The organism is Paenibacillus rhizoryzae (assembly GCF_059686995.1).
Genome location: NZ_JCAALT010000003.1, coordinates 666,236 through 687,903, shown reverse-complemented (window position 1 = coordinate 687,903; position 21,668 = coordinate 666,236). Strand labels below are relative to the sequence as shown.

Here is a 21,668-nt window from a genome sequence, read left to right as displayed (position 1 = left end):
TACGGGAACTACCCGCTAATCACAAACAAACGCGCTCTGTTCATGCCTGAAATCCGCACGGACAGCTTCGCAAGATGGGGATGGAAAGCGAACTGCGTTTCCGCCGGACTCGCTGGATAGATCAGCTCTGCCCTGGCATGTCGGCCGAACCAGCGTTCAAGCGGAATTTCGCAGACATCCTCCGTGCTCTGCAGCTTCCATACCGCGAGCAGCATCCGGTTCTCGCTGCCATTGAACAGCCCGAATGAAGCCCATCCCTTCGTATCGCCAAGTCTCGCAAGGCCGGTCGGATAGACGGGAACCGATTGTCTGATCTGCGCGCGTTCACGCTTATAGATCTCAAGCCCCTGCTGAATCAGTGCCATGTTGAATACGTCCGCGGCATAGAGATGTCCGGCCAGCACCAGGTTCCCGCACATGCCGTTCACAAGATTGAAGATCGTCTGCTCGCCGTCCTTCATGCTTTCCTGATAGGCCTGACTATAGACGAGTTCCGGCTGCTTCTGCTCGAGGAAAGGCAGCGGGTACGGGTAGCTCCATATGCCGGACTGCTCCGGTAGGACAGCCGCCTGCGTCCCCATCAGAATGGATGGATAACGCTCGTAAAATTCCTGATCACTCGTGCTCTGCACATGGAAATGCGCGAGCGCCGCGTAATCCTCACGCATCGCACCAGAACCGCAGTTCTCCAATATTAAATTTGGATGGTTCACCCTCACTTCATCAATAAAGGCATAGAACGCATCCAAATTCTCGCGGACGCCGTCTTTCGATAGCCCATCCGAGCTGTCAGCATGTGGAATATAGTCATTGTAATCGTTTTTGATATAGCCGACGCCCATTGCTGCCAATCGATCAAACAGTTGATGGAAATAGGCTCTAACTTCGCGATAAGTAAAATTGAGAAATACACGGTCCGGGCCGCCGACTCTCTTCCCGTTATGCAGCAGGAACCACGCATCCGGCTTGGCGAACAGCTTCGATCGCTCATGGCACATCTCGATCTCGAGCCATATTCCGGGCGTCATGCCAGCTCGTTCAATGTCACGAAGCATCTGCTGCAGCCCGCCTTCTCCGAAGCGTTCGTCGACCGGCTCCCATTCACCGAGCACTTGCATAGGCTCCTCGGTATGTTCCATAAACCAGCCGGCATCAATGCAAAACACTTCTGCCCCCGCTTCGGCAGCGGATGCGATGAGCGGCTCTATGCGCTCGCGAGTGGGCTGACCCCAGATACCGTTCATGAAGTCGTTGTAGACGACAGGAAATTCTCCCTCCCAAGCATTGGCCGGCTTTAAAATTTGACGCCGATAGCGAGTCAATTGGCCGACTGCCTCATTGAAGTCCCCAAGCGCGCAACCGAAGGCTGCCGGAACACTCGTATACGTTTCCCCTGGTGCAAGTAGCCTGCTCCAATTCCCAAAGCGCTCGCTTCCAGCGTCAGCACTTAGGTACAAGCAGCCTTCGGGTCCTGCCCATGAGCCGCGGTAGCCGATCTCCACATTCCAAGAAGTAGAGGTCTCTAGCTGCACGTACCATACCCTTCCAGTTTCCTTATTCTCGAGCACGAACATGGGCAAATATTTGCCCGTACTGAATGATCCGTATGAGGAAAATCGGATTGTATTGGACGGCGGATGAGGCGAATGATGGTACAACCCCAGTTCTTCAAGATTCTGACTGCGCCACTGGCCTTCCCCATGCCAGGTCTGATGCGCATAATGTAGTCGTAGTTTGTCTGCTGCTTGCCAATCCTTCAGTCCGTCCGTTGCCAGCCCGTTAAGAAGCGCCGCTGAAAAGTAGGTCAGCTTACGCGGTTCGCTGCCCGTATTCGTCACGGATGTATGCTGGCGTATGACCGCGCAGCCCGGCACGAATTCGTAATCAACGGTGACCTCAATCGCTTGTTGCTCATGGACGTACGTAATGCGAAAGCCTTTTTCATTCTGCTCCTTGGACTTGGCGATCATCTGCGCGGGCAGAATCGTGCTCCCGTTTGGCGGTACAGGGAAGAGCAGGCGGCCGACACCTTCAACGCCGAGCTGGAAAGGCACGACCGGGATACTGGCGAAGCGATCGAATCGTTCTTCCACCGTATTTAGCACATCCATGGCACAAGCCGTCTCATTCTCCAGAAATTCCATGCTCATGCCTTGATGTTCGATCTTTCGTTTGCTTATACCGGTTACCGTTTCTATCACGCGTTGCATCTCCTTTACCGTTTGATTTGATAGAGCTTGTAGGCGTTCTCGTGCATGATTTTGTCGGCAAACCGCTCCGCATCCTTCGATCGCCATGCGCCGCTGTTCACTTTGTCCGCGCAGACGCGGGCCAAAATATGGCGGAAGGCCATAGAAGCACCGACCGCTTCTTCACCAGTCCACGTGTCGCCGCCCCATGCAATCTTGCCGCTGTCCCGCAGTACATCGGCGTAGACGTGAAGAGCATCTTCCGCAGCAGTGGTTGAGATGAGCGGCAGCCAGTTGATGTCAATGACGAGATTGTCGTAATTGTGCGCAAGCGCCGCCGTATCGTAGGTCCATGGAAAGCCGCCGTGGAACAGGACGAACTGATTGCTCGGATGCGCGGCGATGAGCGGCTCCAGCAGGAGCGGATTGGACCCGCCGAGTTTTGCGAGCCCGGTATGAATCTGCACAGGAAGCTCCAGCTCCGCCGCGAGGCTAAGGGCAACCTGCAGCATATAATCGCCGAACCGATTCCGCTCGGCCTCGGTCGTCTCGGACGGTTGCTTTCCGAAGACAGCCTTAGCGTCTTCTCGCGACGCATCAGAGAATGCAATCGTCCGCTGATAAGCGGATGCGCATTTCAAGCCGGCGATAGAAGACCTGCGGCTGCGCAGCTCATGCTCGAACCGTTCTATGTACTGCGCGAAGGTCGGCGGCTGCTCGAATTGGTCGTGAATCGTCGTACGCTCATTGGTCAGCGATTCCGGATGGTAACCCATCATCCACATGTCGAGCCGATAAACCGGCGTAATGAAGTCGGGGTACCCGACATCGCTGCCCGTATTCCAAAAGCAGTCTTCCAGAAAGCCTGTATAACCGCCATGCTGTTTCATCAGATTCAGATGCCAGTCGGCATCCGCCAGATGTGCGTGCCGAATCGCATGCGAAACGTCGTCCCAATTGTCTGCAGTGATTTCCTCAATACCATAGATGCGCATGATAGCTTTCTCAAGCCATTGAAAATACGTATTGAAGCGGATTTTATCGAGCCATGCCGTCCGCGCTTCATAGGTTGCAGCAGGCGTAGGTCCACACCAGCCGACATAGGACCACTGGAACAGCAGATCCAGATCCAGCTGCTGCTGGCTGAACGCTTCCCGGTGATGCTCATGCGTGCTATAGACAGGCTTGGCGTTGAGAACGTCCAGCCACGCTTTCCAATCATTGTTCGTTGTCTGCATCATCGCTGCACCGCAGCCTCCTTCTCGAAATGAATGATTATGGCTTTAGGCATATCCTCATCACGGACGACCTGATAGACAGAAGGCACGGTGACCGTGCCCGAATAGACGCCGTTCTCCCGCTTCCACTCGGCGCGGATCAAACCGTTCTTAGTCGGCAGCGCGGCCGATAAGCGGTCAGGCCCTTCGTCGGCCGGCTTGCGAAGACGGATGATCCCCTGCCCCAATCGCAGCACGTCAATCCCGCTGATCAGTTGATGCAAAATATAAGCAGGAGATGCTCCCCACGCATGACACTGGCTGACCAGCGGGCCTTCCCACAGGTAAGTTGGGACGTTGCCGCCGTAGGTGCTCGGCGTTACGCCGTGCGGCGTCGAGGCGTCAAACGTTTCCCACCATGTGGTTGCTCCACGATCTACCATGGCTCCCCAATAACCGCGAATGAGCTCCATTGCACGGCCCGTCATGCCCATCCGCACGAATACCTCCAGAACAATATGCTGGAAGAACGCACCTTTGATTTCAACAAGCGCATTCGTATCGTAATAGCGCTCGATGAAGCGAGTCGTCTCCGCCTCGGTCATAATGCCGCACCAAGCAGCTAAGAAATTCGTTTGCAAAGACAGATTATTCGACAGCGTGTTGCCGATCAGGCAATCGGTGAACGCTTCTTTGCCCGCCAGCCACAGCTGCCTGCGGATTTCGAACTTCAGCTGATCAGCTTGTTCACGGTAAGCGACGCTCACTTCGGATTTACCCAGTGCCAGTGACATCTCGGACATCGCCTCCAGCACCGCAACAAACAGCGCATTGATGCACGTCACCTTATCCCGCTTGTCGATATGCACCGTCCAGTCGATGAAGCACCACCAGCCCGGCCGGTCCGCCCGGGCGAACAAGCCCGTCTCGTCCTTCTGAGCGCTGAACCAATCCGTCAGCTTGAGCAAATTCGGCCAAAGCTGTTCGATTGTTGCACAATCGCCGGAATAGCGCCAATAATCGCGCACGCCAAGCAGCCAGTGTCCGCAGAAATCGGTCAGCATTTGCGCGTTGCGTTCCGGTCCCGTTCCCGGAATGGATCCGTCCTCGTTCTGAATACGCGCCCCTTGCAACAGCGACTTGCGCAGCAGGGCGGTATCGCCGTATACATGGTAGATCACCTTGCCCATAACAACGGCATCGGCCACCCATAGCGCTTTCTCGCGCCATGGACAATCCTCGAGGTGATCCTGGCTGTTCATTAGCGTCGTATAGCAGCTTACGTCCCAAATCCGATTCAATCGTTCTTCGCTCGTAACGAATGCCCCTTGCTGCTTGAAGTCGTAATGTTGAAGCTCGAAGACAAGCTCCTTCACCGTCAGTGGCTGAGACGCCGCAAGGAAGGAAAGCTGCATGAACCGGCAAGCCCTTCGTCCATAAGTCGACACCGAATTGGCGCCGCGGCGAAGCACGAACGTATCAACATATTGCAGTTCCAGCGATTCCCCGTACGCCAGCCGCACGACACCGCCTTCCGGCGCTTCAATTATGAGTGCAGGTCGGCCGACAACCTCCCTTCCGAAATCGAAGACGACACCCGGAAGCGAATACGGTTCCGAGCAATCGATCGTCATCCCGCCAGCAGGCGATTTCGCGAGCAGTTCGCCTTCGCCAGTCACGCTCCCGAAGTTGGCTTCTGTTCGAATGATTGCCTTCGGATACACCCGCTCCAGGCGCAGCGGCGGAATCTCCGCAGGGATTAAATGCGTCCAAGGACTCTCCGAATCGTCGATGCGGGCTACGATGCCGGCTTGCAGCCAGCCTTCCTGGGCATATTCTTTCTCATGCCAGCCATCCTCGCGATCAACCACATAAATTTCATTAAACCCGCCCCACCGGCTGATACGATGATTACGTGTCTCCCACCGTGGTGAAATCCGGCAGGACCAAGAGGCATCCGAGGCTAGCAGCACCTCGCCCGCCGACGACTCCAGCTGCAGCCAGAAGCCTCCGGGACCTTGCATCTGATTGATGACGATATCCTTCTCTCCGAAATGATAGACAACCGCGCTAAGGACGTTCTCTCCCTCTTGCAGGAAGGACGAGATATTGATTTCGTCATAATATTGCCACTCCGGCGAACAAGGAGACGGTCCTCTGCCGGCCAATTGCCCGTTTACGAATAGTTGATATTCTTGGCATGCCGACACCTTCACGATGACGTTCACATGCCCCAATGCAACCTTTTTTCTAAAATCCACGTACATATTCGGCTGTACAGCCGTTTGATCGGGATACCAAATCCATGCCGCTTCCGTCATTATGTTCGCTCCCTGGGAAGTGTAAGGCTTCCGAAATCTTTTGCCATCCGCTCGATCTCCTCGAACTTTCCTTCCACGAGGTAATGACCGTAATTCACGAATTCCGAACCGGCAATATGCGTCCAGAACTCCCAGCCGCCCACGTTCCTCCAGCCCTTAACCTGCGCTTGCACAATGGCCCGCTCGCTGCTGATATAGCGATCCAGCACCGTATCGTCCCAGCTCGTCATTTCCTGCGCCAAGCGTGACAACCGCTCGACAATACGGTCTGCATATCGTCTTCCTAGCTCAGGCGACGAGCCATTCTCGATGATCCCTCCTATACTGTAGTCAGAATCATGCCGAATTCGCTCGATTTGAACGAGATCAGGATGCAAATCCCATAACAGAGAGGTTTCACCAATGCCAGCATGATCGCCAAGGTACCCTTCATCAAGCGCAAGCCAGTATTCCGGCGAGCCGAATACGGGAATCCGCAACCTCTCTGACATACGTACAGCCGTCTCGCGAATGACGATTTGCTGGTTATGACCGTAATGTCCGGTGAGCAGAATGATCGCCTTGAAGCCGTTGCGGTGGAATTCATAGCAATACTGCTCCAGCCATGTGCGAAGCATAACGTTCTCCCACGCCATCTCCGGCTCCATGATGACCGTCGCGGGCTTATCAAGTCCGCCCATTCCGCCATACAACGGGGGATGCACGACTCCACCTCCCGCACGGGCGGCCGTACGAACAAGCAGCTCGTGGGCTTTGAGAGAATCAAGTCCCAGCGCATTATGCTCGCCATGCCATTCCACAGTGCCAAGGGGCATAAACAATATCGGAAGCTTCGCCTGCGCGTTGCGGAATTCTTGCGGCAGCATGAGTTCCCATTGAATTTGGTTGCGGGGCAGCTTATCGCTCACTCTGAATCGACTCCTTTATCTGACTAGTCTATCCCCTAAATATACAAAGAAGGGGCTCACCTTTATGATAGGTAAGCCCCGACGCCAGGGTAAGAACAACATTTTTACTTTCAGGTACGATCTTGCCCGCTTGAACGAAGACGTCACTGTTGACGTTCTTGTGCGCTGAACAGCTGCTATTTGCCGAAGATTTCCATCCCTTCGCCTGCTTTGCAGCGAATGGTTCCCGGGTGGCGCACAATTCCCTTCACTTGCCCCCCTCGGTTCCGCTCTGCTTCCATTTCTATTATGCCATGCGGTGTAGGCACCTCCGCTTTGATCCACTTCAGTCCGCCCAAGGAAGGCTTGACGCTGAAGCTGGCAAACCCCGGTGTCAGCGGCTGAATACCGGCAACGTACGCCTGCAGCCCATAACTCGAGGAGCCTCCCCAAGCGTGGCTGAGCGACAATGTGTCGCCAAAACTTCCGACAGGCAGGCTGCCGTCGCGGTTCATCATTTCCCAATACGTACGGTGTCCCTGGTTCAGATGGCTTGATCCGACGCGCCGCATCACCTCGAGTCCTCGATCCGTTTGTCCCACATGAAAGCTGGCAAGCGCCTCATAAGCCGACATGTACGGCCATATCGTATCGTTATGCCGCCATACGGCCACCTCCTTCGGCAGGACATTCCACCACCACGCGCCGTCTAGCGGCTCCTCGAACACCGGCACGACGTTAATCGATCCGCGCTCCGTCCAGAACTGTTCCTGCACCTCATGCAAAATCGCTTCTGCTCGCGACAATTCCACTACATCGTGCAATATCGCCCACAAGTTGCCATCAATTGCGAATCGATTCCTCTGCTTCGTGCCTGCGGGCAGCATGGTCAGCAGCGACGTGCCTATGACGCTGAACTGGGATAGAATCGAACATTTCGTTCGTTCAGCCTGCTCGCGGCAATAAGCTTGCATCGGATGGCCGACTAATGCGAACAGTTGGACGAGCGCATCCCAAGCGGCTTTCTGCGCAAGCGCTAGCCCACTGATTTTCCCGCGTGCGTCGATGGAGTACATCCAGCTGTTGAGTCCGCTAATCAAGCCATCAGTATCCATGCGTTTGTTCATCCAAGCGACGACTTCGAGCAGCCGATTCTTGTTTTCGCGCAAATAGCCTATATCCCCCGTCAATAGAACATATTCCCACAGGTTGACGACCGTCCACATCGTCCACTCATAGAAGATCTGGCCGTATGCGCCGCTGCCCGGAATAATGCCTTTCTCCTCGCCATCTGTATGCTGAATGCTTAACAGCAGCTCGAGCGTGTTTTTAACAATTTCAGGTCTATCGAATGCATATAAAGCGGTAAGCGATGCCGGCCTGAGATCGCCGCCCCAAATATCCTTGTCCCGCCGCACCCCGTCCCATATGACATAGTCCGAAAACGGTCCCTTAAGCTCGCGCTGCGTGTACATGGATGGCTGACTGCAAATCTCCGTCGTATAGGCGCCAATCGCCCAGCATTCGTTAATCAGCTCATCGTCGCATTCGAACCCGCCGACCGTTTTGTAAGGAGCCGCCGTATATGCCAACCACAGCTTGCGGATCTCCAGCGGCTCGTTTGAACGATTCTCAATCTCCAGATAGCGAAGTACCGTCAAGTCATCCTCTAGTAAATAGACGCCTTCGCCTTGCGCAACGAATTGGCTCAGCATACCGAAAGGACGCATGCGCACATACGAGGGGAAGCGGCCGGACAGCAATGCTTCATCCTCGAAGCCTTTATAGAGCGAGGAGAATAGTCTTTCGTCGCTTGTGTACGCATAGCGAATGCGCTCCCATGCAGGTGAAGCCCCTCCCAGTAGAACATACAACAAACCCGCGCGTTTCAAGCTAAAATCAAACCTTATGGTTTGACCAGGCTGCAGCACGACCTGCGAGAAACCGTCGGGAACCAGCTCTCGGGAGGCAGGAGTAAAGGATCTTTTCATTAATGGATGCACCTTCCACGTACAATTTTGTAAGAACGAATGAACCGCAGCATAGGAATCGCTAGCTACTTCTATTCTAATCTTAGAAAAACGCATCTTCTTGCGAAATACGATCCTCTTGTCATTCGGGTAGATTTTTGTCAGATTGAGAATTGCGTGAATCCACCGGTCCAATTTCTCACTGTGACCCCTTCATGGCTCTTGATTATGAGTCGGTTGCCCTCTTCCAAGACCATATCTTGAAGATTGCGTTCCATGCTCTCAAATGTCTCTTCACCGTCAAAATGAAACGACCATATCACCTCTGAATCCATACTACCGGGCGCCTTCCGATAAATATGCGCGTAACCATAGTTCTTGTCAACCGACACCACATTAATCCATTAAAAAAGGATGGCACCTGCCATCCTTTTTTAACTTAATTATTTGGGAAAATCTTTTTTAGCGCCATGAGTTGAGCATTTCCTTCGCAGGATGATAAGAAGCATGGTGTATCCGGAGACGTTAAACAAAAGGGCTAGGGAACGTTCCGTTAGAAAGACCGATCTCCACCCCCGTAAAGACAAACTCTTTAATGTGTTCATCGAGCCGTTATTCCAACATTGATAAACAATAAACACGGTGTCGCGTTCAAAATGCAAAACAGCCGCCTCTTTAAAGAGGCGGCTGTTCGATGTCGGTCGACCCTCCGGATAGGGTTCGCTATCAGGACGGGAAAGAAGCCGCCAGGTGGCTTCCGATAGATGAAGCCGATTATAAGGAAGAAGGTGCAAATTGTAATGATTTCCATGAAATCGTGTATGCTGTAACCACTCTTCAAGTTGTTCAATGATATTGGCTATGGTTTTCATCAGTCTCATACTAATTGTTCTCAATATTCGTGCCTTGATTAGTCTAGTAAAAAGAGACAATAAGCTGCTTAAAACTCTTTAGGTGCTCCCATTTGTAAATCCATTGAAGCAATAAAGTTCTTAGTTTCTTCGGTGCCAATATCGCTAATCATTTTATAAATTTCCTTTAGTACGATATCATATTCGTCATTTTCACTGTCATGATGATAGGGTATGCCCGGAAACTGCGCACGGAAATACGTATGCTCTTCGGCTCGTTCCCACTCCTCAAATAAACTTCTTAACTTCTCGACTTCATCTTCAGACGCATAAATCTCTAATTCATAGGCAGCATCGCCTTGATTATACATAATACATTTTGATTGAACCGACACATAATATTTTCTTTTTTCCATATAAAATCCTCCTTAACCGCTATCTCCAAAAGAGTGTCCATATAATCGCACCGAAAATTATAAGAACTGGAAGTGCGAAGTACGCAAGCACAATCGGATTGGATATTACCGGATGTTTAACGGTAGTCATACTGGTATTTTTATCCAAGGTATTATGCTGCTGTTTACGTATAAAATAAATTGAACTAAGCAATGAGAATACACATACGGCAGCACCAATGAGTACCAAAATGGTATACATTTTTTGCATCCCTCCTCTAAGCACTTTATTTATTTTCCCGTTTTATGATTTTAAATATTCATTTTGTGTACGTATACTGGTGACACTTTGACCAGTAAGTGCCAAGCCAAGCTTGATACCGGAAACTGTAAGCGAATACCTTAGAATTAGGATTAATTTCTTGTTGTTTTCTTACATGTGGAAACACCAAGAAGTGCGCTAACGGGGCAATATCTGATAGTCCCCGTTATAATTGGAGCTACGCCGATTATGATTTAAAATCCATTTCTCATCAATTAAGACATTTTTCCTCATGAATTTTGAAAATTGTCACAGCAATTTTGACATCATCACACAATCATCATTTTTTAGGTTCTTCAAAAAATTCCAGAAACATACCTTGCATATCGAACATATGTTTGTAGTATAATAAAGAACAAACGTTCGTATGGAGGCGAATAAGAATGCCATCATTACAATCAAATCTCAGCAAATATATCGGGATGGCCGTAGTTATCATTTATCAGGACAGAAACGACCGGATAACCAAAAGACAAATCCTTATACGCGCAGTTACACATACGCATGTACGAGCAACTTGCCTGGAATCAGGCGCGCCTCGGCTATTTAAGCTTCAAAACATTTTGGCACATGAGCCGGTGATCCGCGATGTCGGCTAAAGATCGGGTAATCATGTTGGCGGATTGTCAAAGCTTTTATGCGTCGGTAGAGAAGGCTTCGCACCCTGAGCATGCGAATAAGCCCATCGTGGTAGGTGCCGATCCAAATCGCAAATCGGGGATCGTCTTAGCTGCTTGCCCGCTTGCTAAATCTTACGGCGTTTCCACAGCCATGCGGTTGGGCGAAGCTGTCGGAAAGTGTCCCCAGCTCGTCGTGATCCGGCCAAGGATGCAGACCTATATAAACGTATCCCTGCTCATTACGGAGATATATAAGACATTCACACCGCTTGTTGAGCCTTTCTCGATCGATGAACAGTTTCTGGATGTCACCGGATCGGTCTCGCTTTACGGCCCTCCCCTCGATATCGCGAATCAGATGCAAAACAAGGTGCTGCTCTCAACCGGGGTTTGGACGCGAGTTGGCTGCGGGCCAACCAAGATATTGGCGAAAACAGCAACGGACAATTTCGCCAAAAAGCAGCCCGACGGGATCTTTACACTGGATTACGAAAATATCGAATCCGAGTTATGGCCACTGCCCATCAGCAGCATGTTTATGGTGGCCTCTCGCATGACCGTGCACTTTATACGCATGGGCATTAACACGATTGGCGATTTAGCCAGAATGGAGCTGCATGACTTTAAACGGCGGATGCAGCAAAGGATGGGCAAACAGAGCGATATTAAGGCCATCTATTACTGGCAGACTGCGCGCGGCATTGACCCGAGCCCTGTCGTAGCCGGAGCGTTTGGCAAGCCGAAGTCGGTCACCAGAGGTCGCGCCTTGCCTTGGGTGCTTTACCAAACCTTATCTGACATCGAACCGCTGCTGCTCGAGCTCGTAATCGAGGTATGCCGCACAAGCCGATACCACAAGTATAAAGGGCGCAAAGTCACGGTCAGCGCGGGCACAACGAACGGGGTTAAATCCAGCGGCTTCAGTCGCCAAACCACCTTGGATAGTTCCAGCTGCTTAGAGCATCACATACTGGCAGCTGCACACAAGCTGTTTATGTCGCACTGGGACGGTAATCCACTGACTCATCTTGCCGTGGACCTTTCCCAGCTAACAGACAATAGCGTGTACCAACTGGACCTTTTTGAGGACTTACCTAGACAGCACGCACTCGCCGCAACCAAAGATAAAATCAAAGATCGGTTCGGCGAGGCGGCCATTTTAAGCGCCGCATCGCTCCTTAAATCCGGGCAGGCGCGCGAGCGAGCTCAAAAAATTGGAGGGCACTATAAATGAGCAAATTTCTCGAGGGGAATGGCCGTTGGGGCACAAAGTTTATTTCTCCCGAGCATCGTGATCAGCTCAACGAGCTTAGCGACCCGGATAAGGGCGCATCCCAGAAGGTACCTCAACAGATCCTGATAATGGTACGTGACTCCGTGCTTTTACCGATCATGATGACGGTGGTTGAGAACAATCGGCTTGAGATCGAGAGGTCGAACCACTCCTTAAAGACACTTTATACGGCAGCTGCAAACACACTGTTAAATGCCATCCATGCAGACTTGGCCGGGATCCGCAAAGAATTAAGGGAAAATCAAATTAAAGTCATTGAGGAAGAACGCGTTGACGATGCCGCACACTATAAATTTTACTATCGAGGTTATGAACATAAATTTGCATTAATGAGGTTTTTAGTGAGGTCTGAAATTAGTACACGGCTAGGAAAATATATCGCCCAGCTCGAAAAACATTTCAACGGGCTTATCCATAAGAAGTGACTGCATAAAAATGCTGTTCCGATTAACCCTAATCGGAACAGCATTTTTTTGAGAGAGACATCAGCCCCATCGCTTGCGAATCTAGTACTGTAAGTCGCAAAGCGTAATTTAAAGTCATTATGAACAAGCCCCGCTTGTTAGAGGATGTCTAACAAGCGGGGTGCACTTCGATTTGGGGCTTTTTTCTATAAGTCCATCTTCAGCCGGATCATATCCCGGCAAAGAATGCCATTCTCGATAATCAGCTCCGCATAATGCTTTACGAAATAGTCCGTCTCCACGCCTACCGCGCGAAACCCGCATTTCTGATAAAGCCCCAGCTGAGCCAGACTGGAATTGCCTGTCCCAATCTCAACCGCGCGATATCCTTGTTCCTTGCAATTCTGCACGGCATGCTCGATCAGCTTCCTGCCGTATCCTTTGCCCTGACGGTCTTCCCGCACGGCGATGTTCATGATTTCGGCGGTTTTCGGCCTAGTGGCGAGCAGCAAATATACGCCGATCACCTGCCCGTCCTCTTCCAGCACCGTGCAGGTGCTTCGCCCGGCATAAGCGTCAATCGCTTGCCGCTCCGGATCAGCCAGCAGCAGCAGCTCGTAAGGCAGCTCTTCGTCTTCACCTATTGAGCGAATTCTCAGCTTAGACATCTGTGGGCGCATCCTTATCCGCCAGCGCTAGCTCCAATCCGCCGAGCTTCTTCGCAAACCGATAGCCCGTGATGGCGTAGCCCCGCTTCTTATAAAATTCATGGGCTTCCAGTCGTTCTTCCTTGATCCCGCTGTTCAAGTAGATAAACTGCCCGCCTTGCTCCTGCACCCACTGCTCCACATGCGCAAGCAGCGCCCGGCCCACGCCGCGGCCTTGAAACTCCTTCTTCGTCACTAGCGAAGATACTTGCGTTTTAACGTCGTTACTGACATAGCTGAACTGCATCCGCAGGCCGACCATGCCAACTACAGCACCTTCAAGCTCCGCCACGAATGTAAAATAATTCGGACTTCCCTCAATATGCGCCATGCGCAGCCTCATATCCTGGGGCGTCGAAGGCGATCCCAGATCAGCCATCAGCGCGGTGAGCGGCTCTAAATCCGACTCCCTATATGGGCGAACAACCACCATTCTGATAACCTCCCCTATTCCAATTTAGATGGTATAGACCATTAGTTCTTCATCGTAGTAAATCCCTTTATACTTAAGCGCCCTGCGCTCCAAGCCATACACTTCGAAGCCGAGCGACAGATACAAACCTCTTGCCCGCTCGTTGCCCGTGACGACCATGAGATTGATTTGCTCCAGCCCATCCAGCTCGCGCCCCCGGCTCAGCAGCTCCTGCAGAAGCAGTCGTCCAACACCTTGCTTGCGTGCTGCCGGAGACACGTACATCCCCCACACGAAGCCTTTATGCTTCGTCTTGACGGACTCTTCCCTTCGAAACCCGACCATGCCGGCAAGCTCCCCGGACTCCGTGAACGCACCTAGAATATACTGATCCTCGGTCACCTGAATCCGTGCCTTAACCGATTCAATCGGCGTGTCAACCGATGCCTCATACGTCGCCCCGAACGCTTCCGGACTGTCTAGCAGCGCTTCCAGCCGCAATCGCCAATACGATTCTACTTCGTCAGGCATAATCGTTTTGACCACAATCATGGCTAACCTCTCCCTCCTCTTTCCATAAAAGCTTGTGTTCAACCATACCCTGCCCCTATGATTGAACATGTGCCCTAAAACGTAGTTTGCATAAGGAGTGAACCGAATTCATGTTTACCGTAACAACCGAACGACTCACGCTGCTCCCGGTTTCCGCCCTGAACGCGAATGACTTCGAAGCCTATATCCAAGACAAGAAACATATCGGCCGTTACATAGAGCAGGTGAAGCTCGATCCCACGCTGCTTGGCTGGGGCGTGTGGCTGGTGACCGACACCGCAACCGGTGAAGTGCTCGGCGACATCGGGTTTAAAGGGAAACCTGCCGGAGGCATCGCGGAGGTCGGATACGGTTTCGTCCCTTCCGCTCGCAATCGCGGTTACGCGACCGAGAGTGTACGTGCTCTCCTGGACTGGGCATTCTCCACCTCCCAAGTTAAAACGATCATCGCCGAATGCCTCGCAGATAATCTCGCTTCGATCAACGTGCTGAAGAAGCTCGGCATGAAGCAAACGAACGCGCAGGACGGGATGCTTTACTGGGCTCTATCCGCCTAACCCTTTGCGATACACTTTCGTGCTGCTCCCATCCATGTAATAGCCCTGGCTGAAGTAGCTCCACCCGTACCTCTCGTAATAATCGTCAAGGGTTGTACTTAAGTAAAGCTGCGTATAACCCTTGACGGCAAGCTCTTCTTCCAAGTGCGCCATTAAGCGGCTGCCAAGCCCTTTGCCCCGGTAGGCCGGGTCTACATAGAGACAAGCGAGCCACGGGAACAGGTCCTGCCGGCTGATAAGATCATTGCGCAGCACGCCGCATATGCCGATAAACTGCGCCTTCTCTTGATCGATGGCTACATAGAATTTCGGCACATCCACATCTGCTTGCAGAGAATGTAGGATACAGTCGCGATAGAACGCATAATTGTGCTCGTTGCCCCACTGGTTCCAGATATAACTGATCGCCTCATCGATGAAAGCTTGCGGCTGATCACTCAGCTCGATAATCCGCATCATCCTTCATACGTCCTCCCTGTTTGTGATCCCCCGGCGGCTATGCTGCCTGATAAGCGAAATTCCTTCCGACATGCAGCCAGAAAATCAGAGAATCGGTATCCGCCGGCTCGAAAAACAGTCCTTCGGAGCTCTCGCCGAGCTGGAACTGCTGAATGGATGTCTGGATGCACGCTCGCTCGGCCTCTGTCAGCCGATACGAATCCGCCCAATCAATCGCCCTCAAGTTCTGCTGATTATGCAGAAAATAATGCTTCCAAGCCGCAAAATCAACCTTCATCATAGATCCGATGCTCCCGGCTTCCAGCCTATGCTTTGACTCCAGCTGCCGGCCCTGCGCATGATCGCCCAGATGTAAGGATCTTTCTCATCAACGTAGCGATGGCGATTGTGCGCGAACTGCGCCATCAGGTTCATTTTCACATTGGCATAACCCACTGCTTCATCTTGATGCGCTCTCAGATAATCACGGAAAAGCAGCGCGAATTGTTCCCCGAAGCTGCCCGCTTCTCGGACATGTATATGCGTGCGCCGCATACCTGCTCCTTCTCTGAAGTAACGTTTGGTGAGTTCGGGATTATCCGCTCTGAATATATAGCCTTGCTGCTCCAAACCGTGACGATACACATCCACCGGCTCAAGCGAACGGACCGAAACTTGAATATCGATCACAGGTTTGGCAGCCAGTCCGGGAACCGATGTCGAGCCGATATGGTCAATACGCAGCGCCGTTTTGCCAAGCGCCTCGCGCAGACGAAGACCAATCTCCTGAAACTCGCGTGCCCACTCGGCATCATAAGGAACAATAATAATCGGATCACTCACACCCGATTGCCTCCCTCGCCAGCGCCTTCGCCCAAGCCAACTGCCTTAACGATTCGAAAACCGCAATTCCCGGTCGAGCTGTCCGGCGTATTGGAATTTCGCGCCGCCACCCGGTACCGGTTGCAGTATGATTTGTGGCATAGAAAGGAACCCCCGCGCATGGAACGCGCATGCGTCGGCTTCGTATAGTGAGGACTAACCGCTGATGTAACCCGGTGATACTGCGGCGTGAACCAGTCGCTGCACCACTCCCACACATTACCGGACATGTTATACAGCCCGTAGCCGTTCGGCTTAAAGGCATCTACAGGGGCAGTTCCGTGGTAGCCGTCGCTTGCATTGTTTTTGACCGGAAACTTCCCTTGCCAAATGTTGCACAGATGCTCGGTGTCCGGTTTCAGCAAATCCCCCCACGGGTACCGCCGCTGCACCAAACCGCCTCTTGCCGCATACTCCCACTCCGCCTCGGTCGGCAGTCGCCCGCCTCGCCAACTGCAATAGGCTGCGGCATCGTTCCAAGACACATGCACGGCCGGATGATCCGCCCGCTCCTCGATATTGGAGTCCGGACCTTCCGGATGCGCCCAATACGCTCCGTTCACCGCGAGCCACCATGGCGAGCCTTGGGGTACACCGGCCGCTGCTTCACGAGTAGCTTCAGAGGCCAGAAGGTGAAACACATACGACCAGCCGAACTTCTCCGCCTCCGTCACATAACCGGTTGCTGCCACAAACTGAGCAAACTGCGCATTCGTAACCGCGTAACGAGAGATGAAGAACGCATCCAGCTTCACATTGCGGATTGGACCTTCACCGTCCTGGGGAAAACCTTCCGCATCATCGGTTCCCATCAGAAACTCTCCCGCGGGGATGAGCATCATATCTTCGTCAACCTGTGGAGATGACGCCGGCTCCGGCTCTAGCTCCGGTAACCGCTGTTGATTCGCACTTTCGCTGCTCCCGCCTTCCGACGCAGACGCCGACGTCTGCGCTTCTACAGAAGCATCGCCTCTGCTTGCGCAGCAGCAGGATTTAAGTTGTTCTGCCATCTCTGTCATCTCCAAGCTTATAGGAATCGGACTGCCGCAAACGGCACCCGTTGTAGACGCTTCCAAGGGAATATTATACAATAACTGTGAATCTATCGAAACGTTTCAAGAGGATAGGAGAGATGAAAATTGACCACGAACACTCCGAAACGACCGAACATTCTGTTTATCATGTCAGATGACCACGCATCCCACGCCATCAGCGCCTATGGGAGCCAAATCAATGTAACGCCGAATATTGACCGTATCGCAGAAGGCGGCATGCGTCTGGACAATTGCTTCTGCACCAACTCGATTTGTACACCGAGCCGCGCAGCCATTCTAACAGGGCAATACAATCATATCAATGGAGTTAAAACGCTTGCCGACCCCCTCGATGGGCGCATGACGACCTTTCCGAAACTGCTCCGGAAGGACGGCTACCAAACCGCGATTGTCGGCAAATGGCATCTCGGCCACGGCGGCAACTACGATCCGACCGGCTTTGACTATTGGAGCGTCCTGCCTGACCAAGGGGAGTACCATAATCCCGTCATGATTGAGATGGGCGTCTCTCAGCAGGTTGACGGTTATGTAACGGATATTATTACAGATAAATCATTGCATTGGCTGAAGAACAGGGACAAAGAACGGCCGTTCATGCTCATGTGCCACCACAAGGCGCCGCATCGTCACTGGGAACCGGATCAGAAGCATATGCACTTATACGAAGATACCGATATTCCGGAGCCGGAAACCTTTTACGACGATTATGCCACTCGCTCTCAGGCTGCCGTGAATGCGAAGATGCGCATCGAAGATCTGCATGAATCAGATACCAAAGGCGCACCGCCCGCAGGACTTACCCCGGAGCAGGAGAAGAAGTGGAAATATCAGCGTTATATCAAGGATTACTTGCGCTGCATTGCCTCCGTCGACGATAATGTAGGCCGTTTGCTCGATTACTTGGATGAAGAAGACGAAACAAACGATACGATTATCATCTATACGTCCGATCAAGGCTTCTTCTTAGGCGACCATGGCTGGTTTGATAAACGGTTTATGTATGAGGAATCGCTGCGCATGCCATTCCTGATTCGTTACCCTCGGGCCATCCAAGCCGGTACGGTTAGCGACACGATGATTTTGAATGTCGATTTCGCGCCTACCTTCTTGGACTACGCCGCCCTCCCGATCCCGGAAACGATGCAAGGTCGGAGCTTCCGATCCGTACTGAACGCCGAAACACCGTCCGACTGGAGAACTTCCATGTATTATCGTTATTGGATGCATCTTGACGGTGCTCACGAGGTGTACGCCCATTACGGGATGAGAACGCAGCGCTATAAGCTTATTTATTACTACGCCGAAGCGCTCGGTACAACAGGCTCCCGCGACGAATCGAAGCCGCCGGAATGGGAATTGTTCGATCTAGCCGAGGACCCGTATGAGCTGAGCAACGTCTACTATTCTCCAAACTACGAGCAGATTGTAAAAGCGCTCACGCTTGAAATGGAGCAGCTCATGCACGATGTCGGAGATGAAGCGCTGCACTAGCACAGGAATAATCATGTAACGACAAGATTAACTACGCAACTCAGCTCTGCAAGTTGGGGCTGAGTTCAAGGAGGCTACCTCATGCCTTACCATTACGACGGCATCGACCATGTTCAGCTCGCAGCACCGGAAGGCTGCGAATCAGCGGCTCGCGGCTTCTACACCGATGTGCTCGGCTGGACGGAGCTGACCAAACCTGAACCGCTGCGCCAGCGCGGCGGCGTATGGTTTCAATGCGGCATCCACCAAGTCCATATCGGGGTTCAGCGGGATTTTGTCCCCGCGACCAAAGCCCATCCGGCCTTTCACGTTCGCGGCATCCAAGCTTTGCGCGAGCATCTGCTCCGCAGTCAAATTCAAGTCATCGACGATGAGGCACGGGCAGACGAAGGTGTCACACGATTCTATGTGGCTGATCCTTTCGGCAATCGACTAGAGTTTCTGGAATGGAAATAAGCACCAGCTTCAGCACCGAAAGAGCCTTACGTGTAGAACGTCATATGCGGCTTCGTGTTTCGGTAATGTGCCATTCGCTCCTCCAGCGTTCCCGTGTGAAGCTCGAACTTATGACCATCCGGGTCGGTGAAATAGATCGATTGACGATCCTCCGCTTCCCTTGACCGACCCGGCAATATATTCACACCAAGCCCTTCCAGCTTCGCAAGCCAAGCATCGAAGTCCGCTTCCGCAATCGTAAAGGCCATATGCGTGTAAGACTGATGGATTTCATTCCGCGGGATGTCCCGCTCCTCGTTTAAGGCAATCCACAACCCGAATAAATCAAAATAAGCAAGTGAGCGCCCGGCCACAAGCAGCTTGGCACCAAACACCTGCTCATAGAAGGAAACGGAACGCTCCAAACTGGATACAGAGAAACAAAGATGATTCATACGTTCCAGCTGCATAGTTATCTCCTCCCAGTATAAATCTCTAATGATGTAAACAAGCCATCAACTTAGCCACGAGGACTTCCTCTTTCAATAAGCAATCCACAAACGGCATAATCGCAAAATACGAGAATACCTCTTCATTCCCAAGCGTGCAAGCGTCGTACAGAATGCTAATATCGAACGTTTTGCGGATTTCGCCGCCGGTCGCTTGAACAGCAGCCTTCAATGCAGCGTACAGCTTTCGATTGTCAAAAGCCTGCTCCAGCGCAAACCTCCCGGCCATGCTGTTCCACCAAGCAAGGAAGGATTGATGGATCTCTTGATAGCGGCGATCACTGTCTTCCTCCTGCACGAACAGCCTTTCGTATACCAGCTCCCTATGCGCTTTAAACATGTTCAAATCATGAAAGGGCTCCTCGGCTATCCGAGCTGTAGCGGCTTCGGCCCACACCTTCGCAAACGCCCTCTCAAAATCAGCCAAGAACGGAATCTCCCGTCCCGAAAGATAAGGAAATGTATAGCGGTCCTCGCCCTGCCCGCTTCGTTGGTTTAGATACAGATTTTGAATATACACCAGAAAATTCAAGGTATAGGCCGTATCACTTCTCATCATCAAAGATGGCGACATCTCGTTCCCACCTCACTCATTCGTTGTGGATTCGAGTTAGGCTTGAAGCTTCGCCAGCAGCTCGGCAAAACGTTCAAATAGCTCCTTCGCTCCTGCTTCCATGCCAGATTGAATCACACCATCGCGGGCGGCAAGCGACTGGAAGATCGATTGCTCCGTCAGCTTCGTTTTGCCGTCCGGAAGCTCTTCGAAAGTTACGACTACAAGACCGGCTTGACCGGGCATGCCTTCAAATTCGAAGGTCTGTACAAGCCGCTCAGGCGCAAGGCTCTCATGATAGACCCCGCTAAATGCGTATTCATTGCCTTTGCTGTCATGCTGAACGTACCGCCATACGCCGCCTTTTCTGACATCCATTTGGTCCACCGTCGTGGTCAAGCGTCTTGGCCCCCACCACTCCGCAATCGTATTCGGGTCGGTATAGGTTTTGAAAACAAGTTCGCGCGGTGCATCGAACGTAACGCTCATAAAATACTCCTGTTTACCCGGTTCAGCAATCAACGTCGTTTGGATCATTTTGAGTACAGCTCCTTTGAGTTAGGTCAAGTTATTGCCTGTTATTAGCATACCGTTCTAGTTGATGGTCTTCAACCAAGGCAATGGATCTCTTCGCGCGGGCGTATTCGATAATATGTTTACTCATGTTGGGATACAGCGTAATGGATTCGAGCTCCTGAAGACTTACCCAGCGAATCCCCACCTGCATCGGATCGGGGGAATCCGGCAATCTAGGTATGGATCCTTCTTGAATCGAGCAGTCAAAAATAAGATTAAGACTAGGAGTCACCGAATCATACTCCCCCGACTGTCGATGCGGTGCAAACTCGTACACAAAGGCGATCGGACCGATATCGATTTCGACATTGGCTTCTTCGCGCAATTCGCGAACCAGCGTTTCGGTAACGGATTCACCTGGCTCAGCACCTCCGCCCGGAAGATTATAATGAAGCCGATCCCGATGCTCGCTGTATTCGATGAGCAGAACATGATTATTCTCGATAATTAGAGCGGTAGGCCTGACTCGAATAGGAAACGACATCCTGCCGTCATCCTCCTTTTATAGGGTTGTCCATCCTATCGCCGATTCCAACAATCGCGACCATTGCATGATAGGCTCTTGTGCATCATTAAGAGCGATCGTCCCAACCATAACCTCATCGGACTCACGGTGAGCGAAGTAATGCTGCAGCATGAAATGAATGATTTTCGAGGTGCGTAGGTTAAGCAGTTCCCCCTCTTCGACCCACAGCAGCTCGCCTTCCTCAGAAGGCATGCATTGCCTATCGCTTGTCCGTCCAAAATAGACAAATTGCTGCCGGATCTCCCCTTCCTTCACACGCAGCAACATATATCTCAGTTTCAACTCATGGATGCTGTGCTCCGAAATGCCCGACTCCTCCTGAATCTCTCGAAGGCAGGCTGTCTTCGGAGCATGAAGCTCACTTGGCTCCAGATGCCCGCCTAACCCGGAATAAAACGCATGCTGATACAGCCTGCTGCTTGTTTTCTTCATCATCAATACTTGATTGTCATTAAACAAGAACACCGTTGCCATTTGTCTTAGCTCCATGGGGACTTCCTTTCTC

At 52.0% G+C, this 21,668-nt stretch carries 25 protein-coding genes; 5 read left to right on the top strand and 20 right to left on the bottom strand.

The window, feature by feature from the left end; translation table 11 throughout:
- Positions 1-8: 8 nt before the first annotated feature.
- The 8 genes from AC6ESO_RS12245 to AC6ESO_RS12210 form a co-directional block, all read right to left on the bottom strand.
- Complete coding sequence (locus tag AC6ESO_RS12245; protein ID WP_497091536.1) at positions 9-2,201, bottom strand: glycoside hydrolase family 36 protein; 2,193 nt, start codon at positions 2,199-2,201, stop codon at positions 9-11.
- 14 nt (positions 2,202-2,215) lie between these two features.
- Positions 2,216-3,430, bottom strand: a complete 1,215-nt coding sequence (locus AC6ESO_RS12240; RefSeq protein WP_497091535.1) for an amidohydrolase family protein — start codon at positions 3,428-3,430, stop codon at positions 2,216-2,218.
- Positions 3,427-5,727, bottom strand: a complete 2,301-nt coding sequence (locus AC6ESO_RS12235) for a family 78 glycoside hydrolase catalytic domain (RefSeq protein ID WP_497091534.1) — start codon at positions 5,725-5,727, stop codon at positions 3,427-3,429. The genes AC6ESO_RS12240 and AC6ESO_RS12235 overlap by 4 nt, the downstream gene beginning before the upstream one ends.
- Positions 5,727-6,635: a creatininase family protein gene (locus AC6ESO_RS12230; RefSeq protein ID WP_497091533.1), complete on the bottom strand. Its 909-nt coding sequence runs from the start codon at positions 6,633-6,635 to the stop codon at positions 5,727-5,729. Before AC6ESO_RS12230 ends, AC6ESO_RS12235 begins: the two co-directional genes overlap by 1 nt.
- Before the next feature lie 176 nt (positions 6,636-6,811).
- On the bottom strand, positions 6,812-8,605 hold the full coding sequence (locus AC6ESO_RS12225) for an alpha-L-rhamnosidase-related protein (protein ID WP_497091532.1): 1,794 nt from the start codon (positions 8,603-8,605) through the stop codon (positions 6,812-6,814).
- Between the two features lie 422 nt (positions 8,606-9,027).
- A complete protein-coding gene (locus tag AC6ESO_RS12220) occupies positions 9,028-9,465 on the bottom strand; it encodes a hypothetical protein (protein WP_497091531.1) in 438 nt (145 codons plus the stop codon).
- A 59-nt stretch (positions 9,466-9,524) separates the two neighbouring features.
- The gene (locus tag AC6ESO_RS12215; protein ID WP_497091530.1) at positions 9,525-9,851 is read right to left on the bottom strand and encodes a hypothetical protein; all 327 of its coding nucleotides are present in this window, start codon (positions 9,849-9,851) and stop codon (positions 9,525-9,527) included.
- Between the two features lie 393 nt (positions 9,852-10,244).
- Positions 10,245-10,340, bottom strand: a complete 96-nt coding sequence (locus tag AC6ESO_RS12210) for a YgaP family membrane protein (protein ID WP_497091646.1) — start codon at positions 10,338-10,340, stop codon at positions 10,245-10,247.
- 400 nt (positions 10,341-10,740) lie between these two features.
- Between AC6ESO_RS12210 and AC6ESO_RS12205 the strand changes: the two genes are divergently transcribed.
- The gene (locus AC6ESO_RS12205) at positions 10,741-12,006 is read left to right on the top strand and encodes a DNA polymerase IV (RefSeq protein ID WP_497091529.1); all 1,266 of its coding nucleotides are present in this window, start codon (positions 10,741-10,743) and stop codon (positions 12,004-12,006) included.
- Positions 12,003-12,491, top strand: a complete 489-nt coding sequence (locus AC6ESO_RS12200) for a YhjD family protein (RefSeq protein WP_497091528.1) — start codon at positions 12,003-12,005, stop codon at positions 12,489-12,491. The genes AC6ESO_RS12205 and AC6ESO_RS12200 overlap by 4 nt, the downstream gene beginning before the upstream one ends.
- A 185-nt stretch (positions 12,492-12,676) precedes the next feature.
- Here AC6ESO_RS12200 and AC6ESO_RS12195 read toward each other — a convergent pair whose 3' ends face one another.
- The 3 genes from AC6ESO_RS12195 to AC6ESO_RS12185 are packed head-to-tail and all read right to left on the bottom strand — an operon-like array spanning position 12,677 to position 14,141.
- A complete protein-coding gene (locus AC6ESO_RS12195; protein WP_497091645.1) occupies positions 12,677-13,129 on the bottom strand; it encodes a GNAT family N-acetyltransferase in 453 nt (150 codons plus the stop codon).
- Position 13,130: 1 nt separating this feature from the next.
- Positions 13,131-13,610, bottom strand: coding sequence for a GNAT family N-acetyltransferase (locus AC6ESO_RS12190; RefSeq protein ID WP_497091527.1), 480 nt, complete (start codon positions 13,608-13,610; stop codon positions 13,131-13,133).
- 24 nt (positions 13,611-13,634) lie between these two features.
- A complete protein-coding gene (locus AC6ESO_RS12185) occupies positions 13,635-14,141 on the bottom strand; it encodes a GNAT family N-acetyltransferase (protein WP_497091526.1) in 507 nt (168 codons plus the stop codon).
- A gap of 110 nt (positions 14,142-14,251) precedes the next feature.
- On the opposite strand from AC6ESO_RS12185, the gene AC6ESO_RS12180 reads away from it, so the two are divergent.
- Positions 14,252-14,698 (top strand): GNAT family N-acetyltransferase, encoded by a 447-nt coding sequence (locus AC6ESO_RS12180; RefSeq protein ID WP_497091525.1) that lies wholly within the window; start codon positions 14,252-14,254, stop codon positions 14,696-14,698.
- Here the strand turns inward: AC6ESO_RS12180 and AC6ESO_RS12175 are convergent.
- From AC6ESO_RS12175 to AC6ESO_RS12160, 4 genes are read right to left on the bottom strand one after another with little or no spacing between them, the layout of a single operon-like run.
- Entirely contained in the window at positions 14,687-15,157 is a 471-nt protein-coding gene (locus tag AC6ESO_RS12175; protein ID WP_497091524.1) for a GNAT family N-acetyltransferase, read from the bottom strand. The genes AC6ESO_RS12180 and AC6ESO_RS12175 overlap by 12 nt on opposite strands.
- Before the next feature lie 37 nt (positions 15,158-15,194).
- Entirely contained in the window at positions 15,195-15,437 is a 243-nt protein-coding gene (locus tag AC6ESO_RS12170; RefSeq protein ID WP_497091523.1) for a hypothetical protein, read from the bottom strand.
- The gene (locus AC6ESO_RS12165; protein WP_497091522.1) at positions 15,434-15,979 is read right to left on the bottom strand and encodes a GrpB family protein; all 546 of its coding nucleotides are present in this window, start codon (positions 15,977-15,979) and stop codon (positions 15,434-15,436) included. The genes AC6ESO_RS12170 and AC6ESO_RS12165 overlap by 4 nt, the downstream gene beginning before the upstream one ends.
- Positions 15,976-17,028, bottom strand: coding sequence for a formylglycine-generating enzyme family protein (locus AC6ESO_RS12160; protein ID WP_497091521.1), 1,053 nt, complete (start codon positions 17,026-17,028; stop codon positions 15,976-15,978). The genes AC6ESO_RS12165 and AC6ESO_RS12160 overlap by 4 nt, the downstream gene beginning before the upstream one ends.
- Positions 17,029-17,157: 129 nt before the next feature.
- Here AC6ESO_RS12160 and AC6ESO_RS12155 point away from each other — a divergent pair, with 129 nt between their 5' ends.
- Complete coding sequence (locus tag AC6ESO_RS12155) at positions 17,158-18,564, top strand: sulfatase family protein (RefSeq protein ID WP_497091520.1); 1,407 nt, start codon at positions 17,158-17,160, stop codon at positions 18,562-18,564.
- An 81-nt stretch (positions 18,565-18,645) separates the two neighbouring features.
- Positions 18,646-19,020 carry a VOC family protein gene (locus AC6ESO_RS12150; RefSeq protein ID WP_497091519.1) on the top strand — a complete coding sequence of 125 codons (375 nt, stop codon included), beginning with the start codon at positions 18,646-18,648 and terminating at the stop codon, positions 19,018-19,020.
- Positions 19,021-19,046: 26 nt separating this feature from the next.
- Here AC6ESO_RS12150 and fosB read toward each other — a convergent pair whose 3' ends face one another.
- The 5 genes from fosB to AC6ESO_RS12125 are packed head-to-tail and all read right to left on the bottom strand — an operon-like array spanning position 19,047 to position 21,652.
- Positions 19,047-19,469 carry a metallothiol transferase FosB gene (gene fosB, locus AC6ESO_RS12145; protein WP_497091518.1) on the bottom strand — a complete coding sequence of 141 codons (423 nt, stop codon included), beginning with the start codon at positions 19,467-19,469 and terminating at the stop codon, positions 19,047-19,049.
- A 25-nt stretch (positions 19,470-19,494) separates the two neighbouring features.
- The gene (locus tag AC6ESO_RS12140; protein ID WP_497091517.1) at positions 19,495-20,082 is read right to left on the bottom strand and encodes a hypothetical protein; all 588 of its coding nucleotides are present in this window, start codon (positions 20,080-20,082) and stop codon (positions 19,495-19,497) included.
- 36 nt (positions 20,083-20,118) lie between these two features.
- Positions 20,119-20,598 (bottom strand): SRPBCC family protein, encoded by a 480-nt coding sequence (locus tag AC6ESO_RS12135; RefSeq protein ID WP_497091516.1) that lies wholly within the window; start codon positions 20,596-20,598, stop codon positions 20,119-20,121.
- Positions 20,599-20,629: 31 nt separating this feature from the next.
- Complete coding sequence (locus tag AC6ESO_RS12130; protein ID WP_497091515.1) at positions 20,630-21,121, bottom strand: NUDIX domain-containing protein; 492 nt, start codon at positions 21,119-21,121, stop codon at positions 20,630-20,632.
- A gap of 18 nt (positions 21,122-21,139) precedes the next feature.
- Positions 21,140-21,652: an NUDIX domain-containing protein gene (locus AC6ESO_RS12125; protein WP_497091514.1), complete on the bottom strand. Its 513-nt coding sequence runs from the start codon at positions 21,650-21,652 to the stop codon at positions 21,140-21,142.
- Positions 21,653-21,668 lie beyond the last annotated feature (16 nt).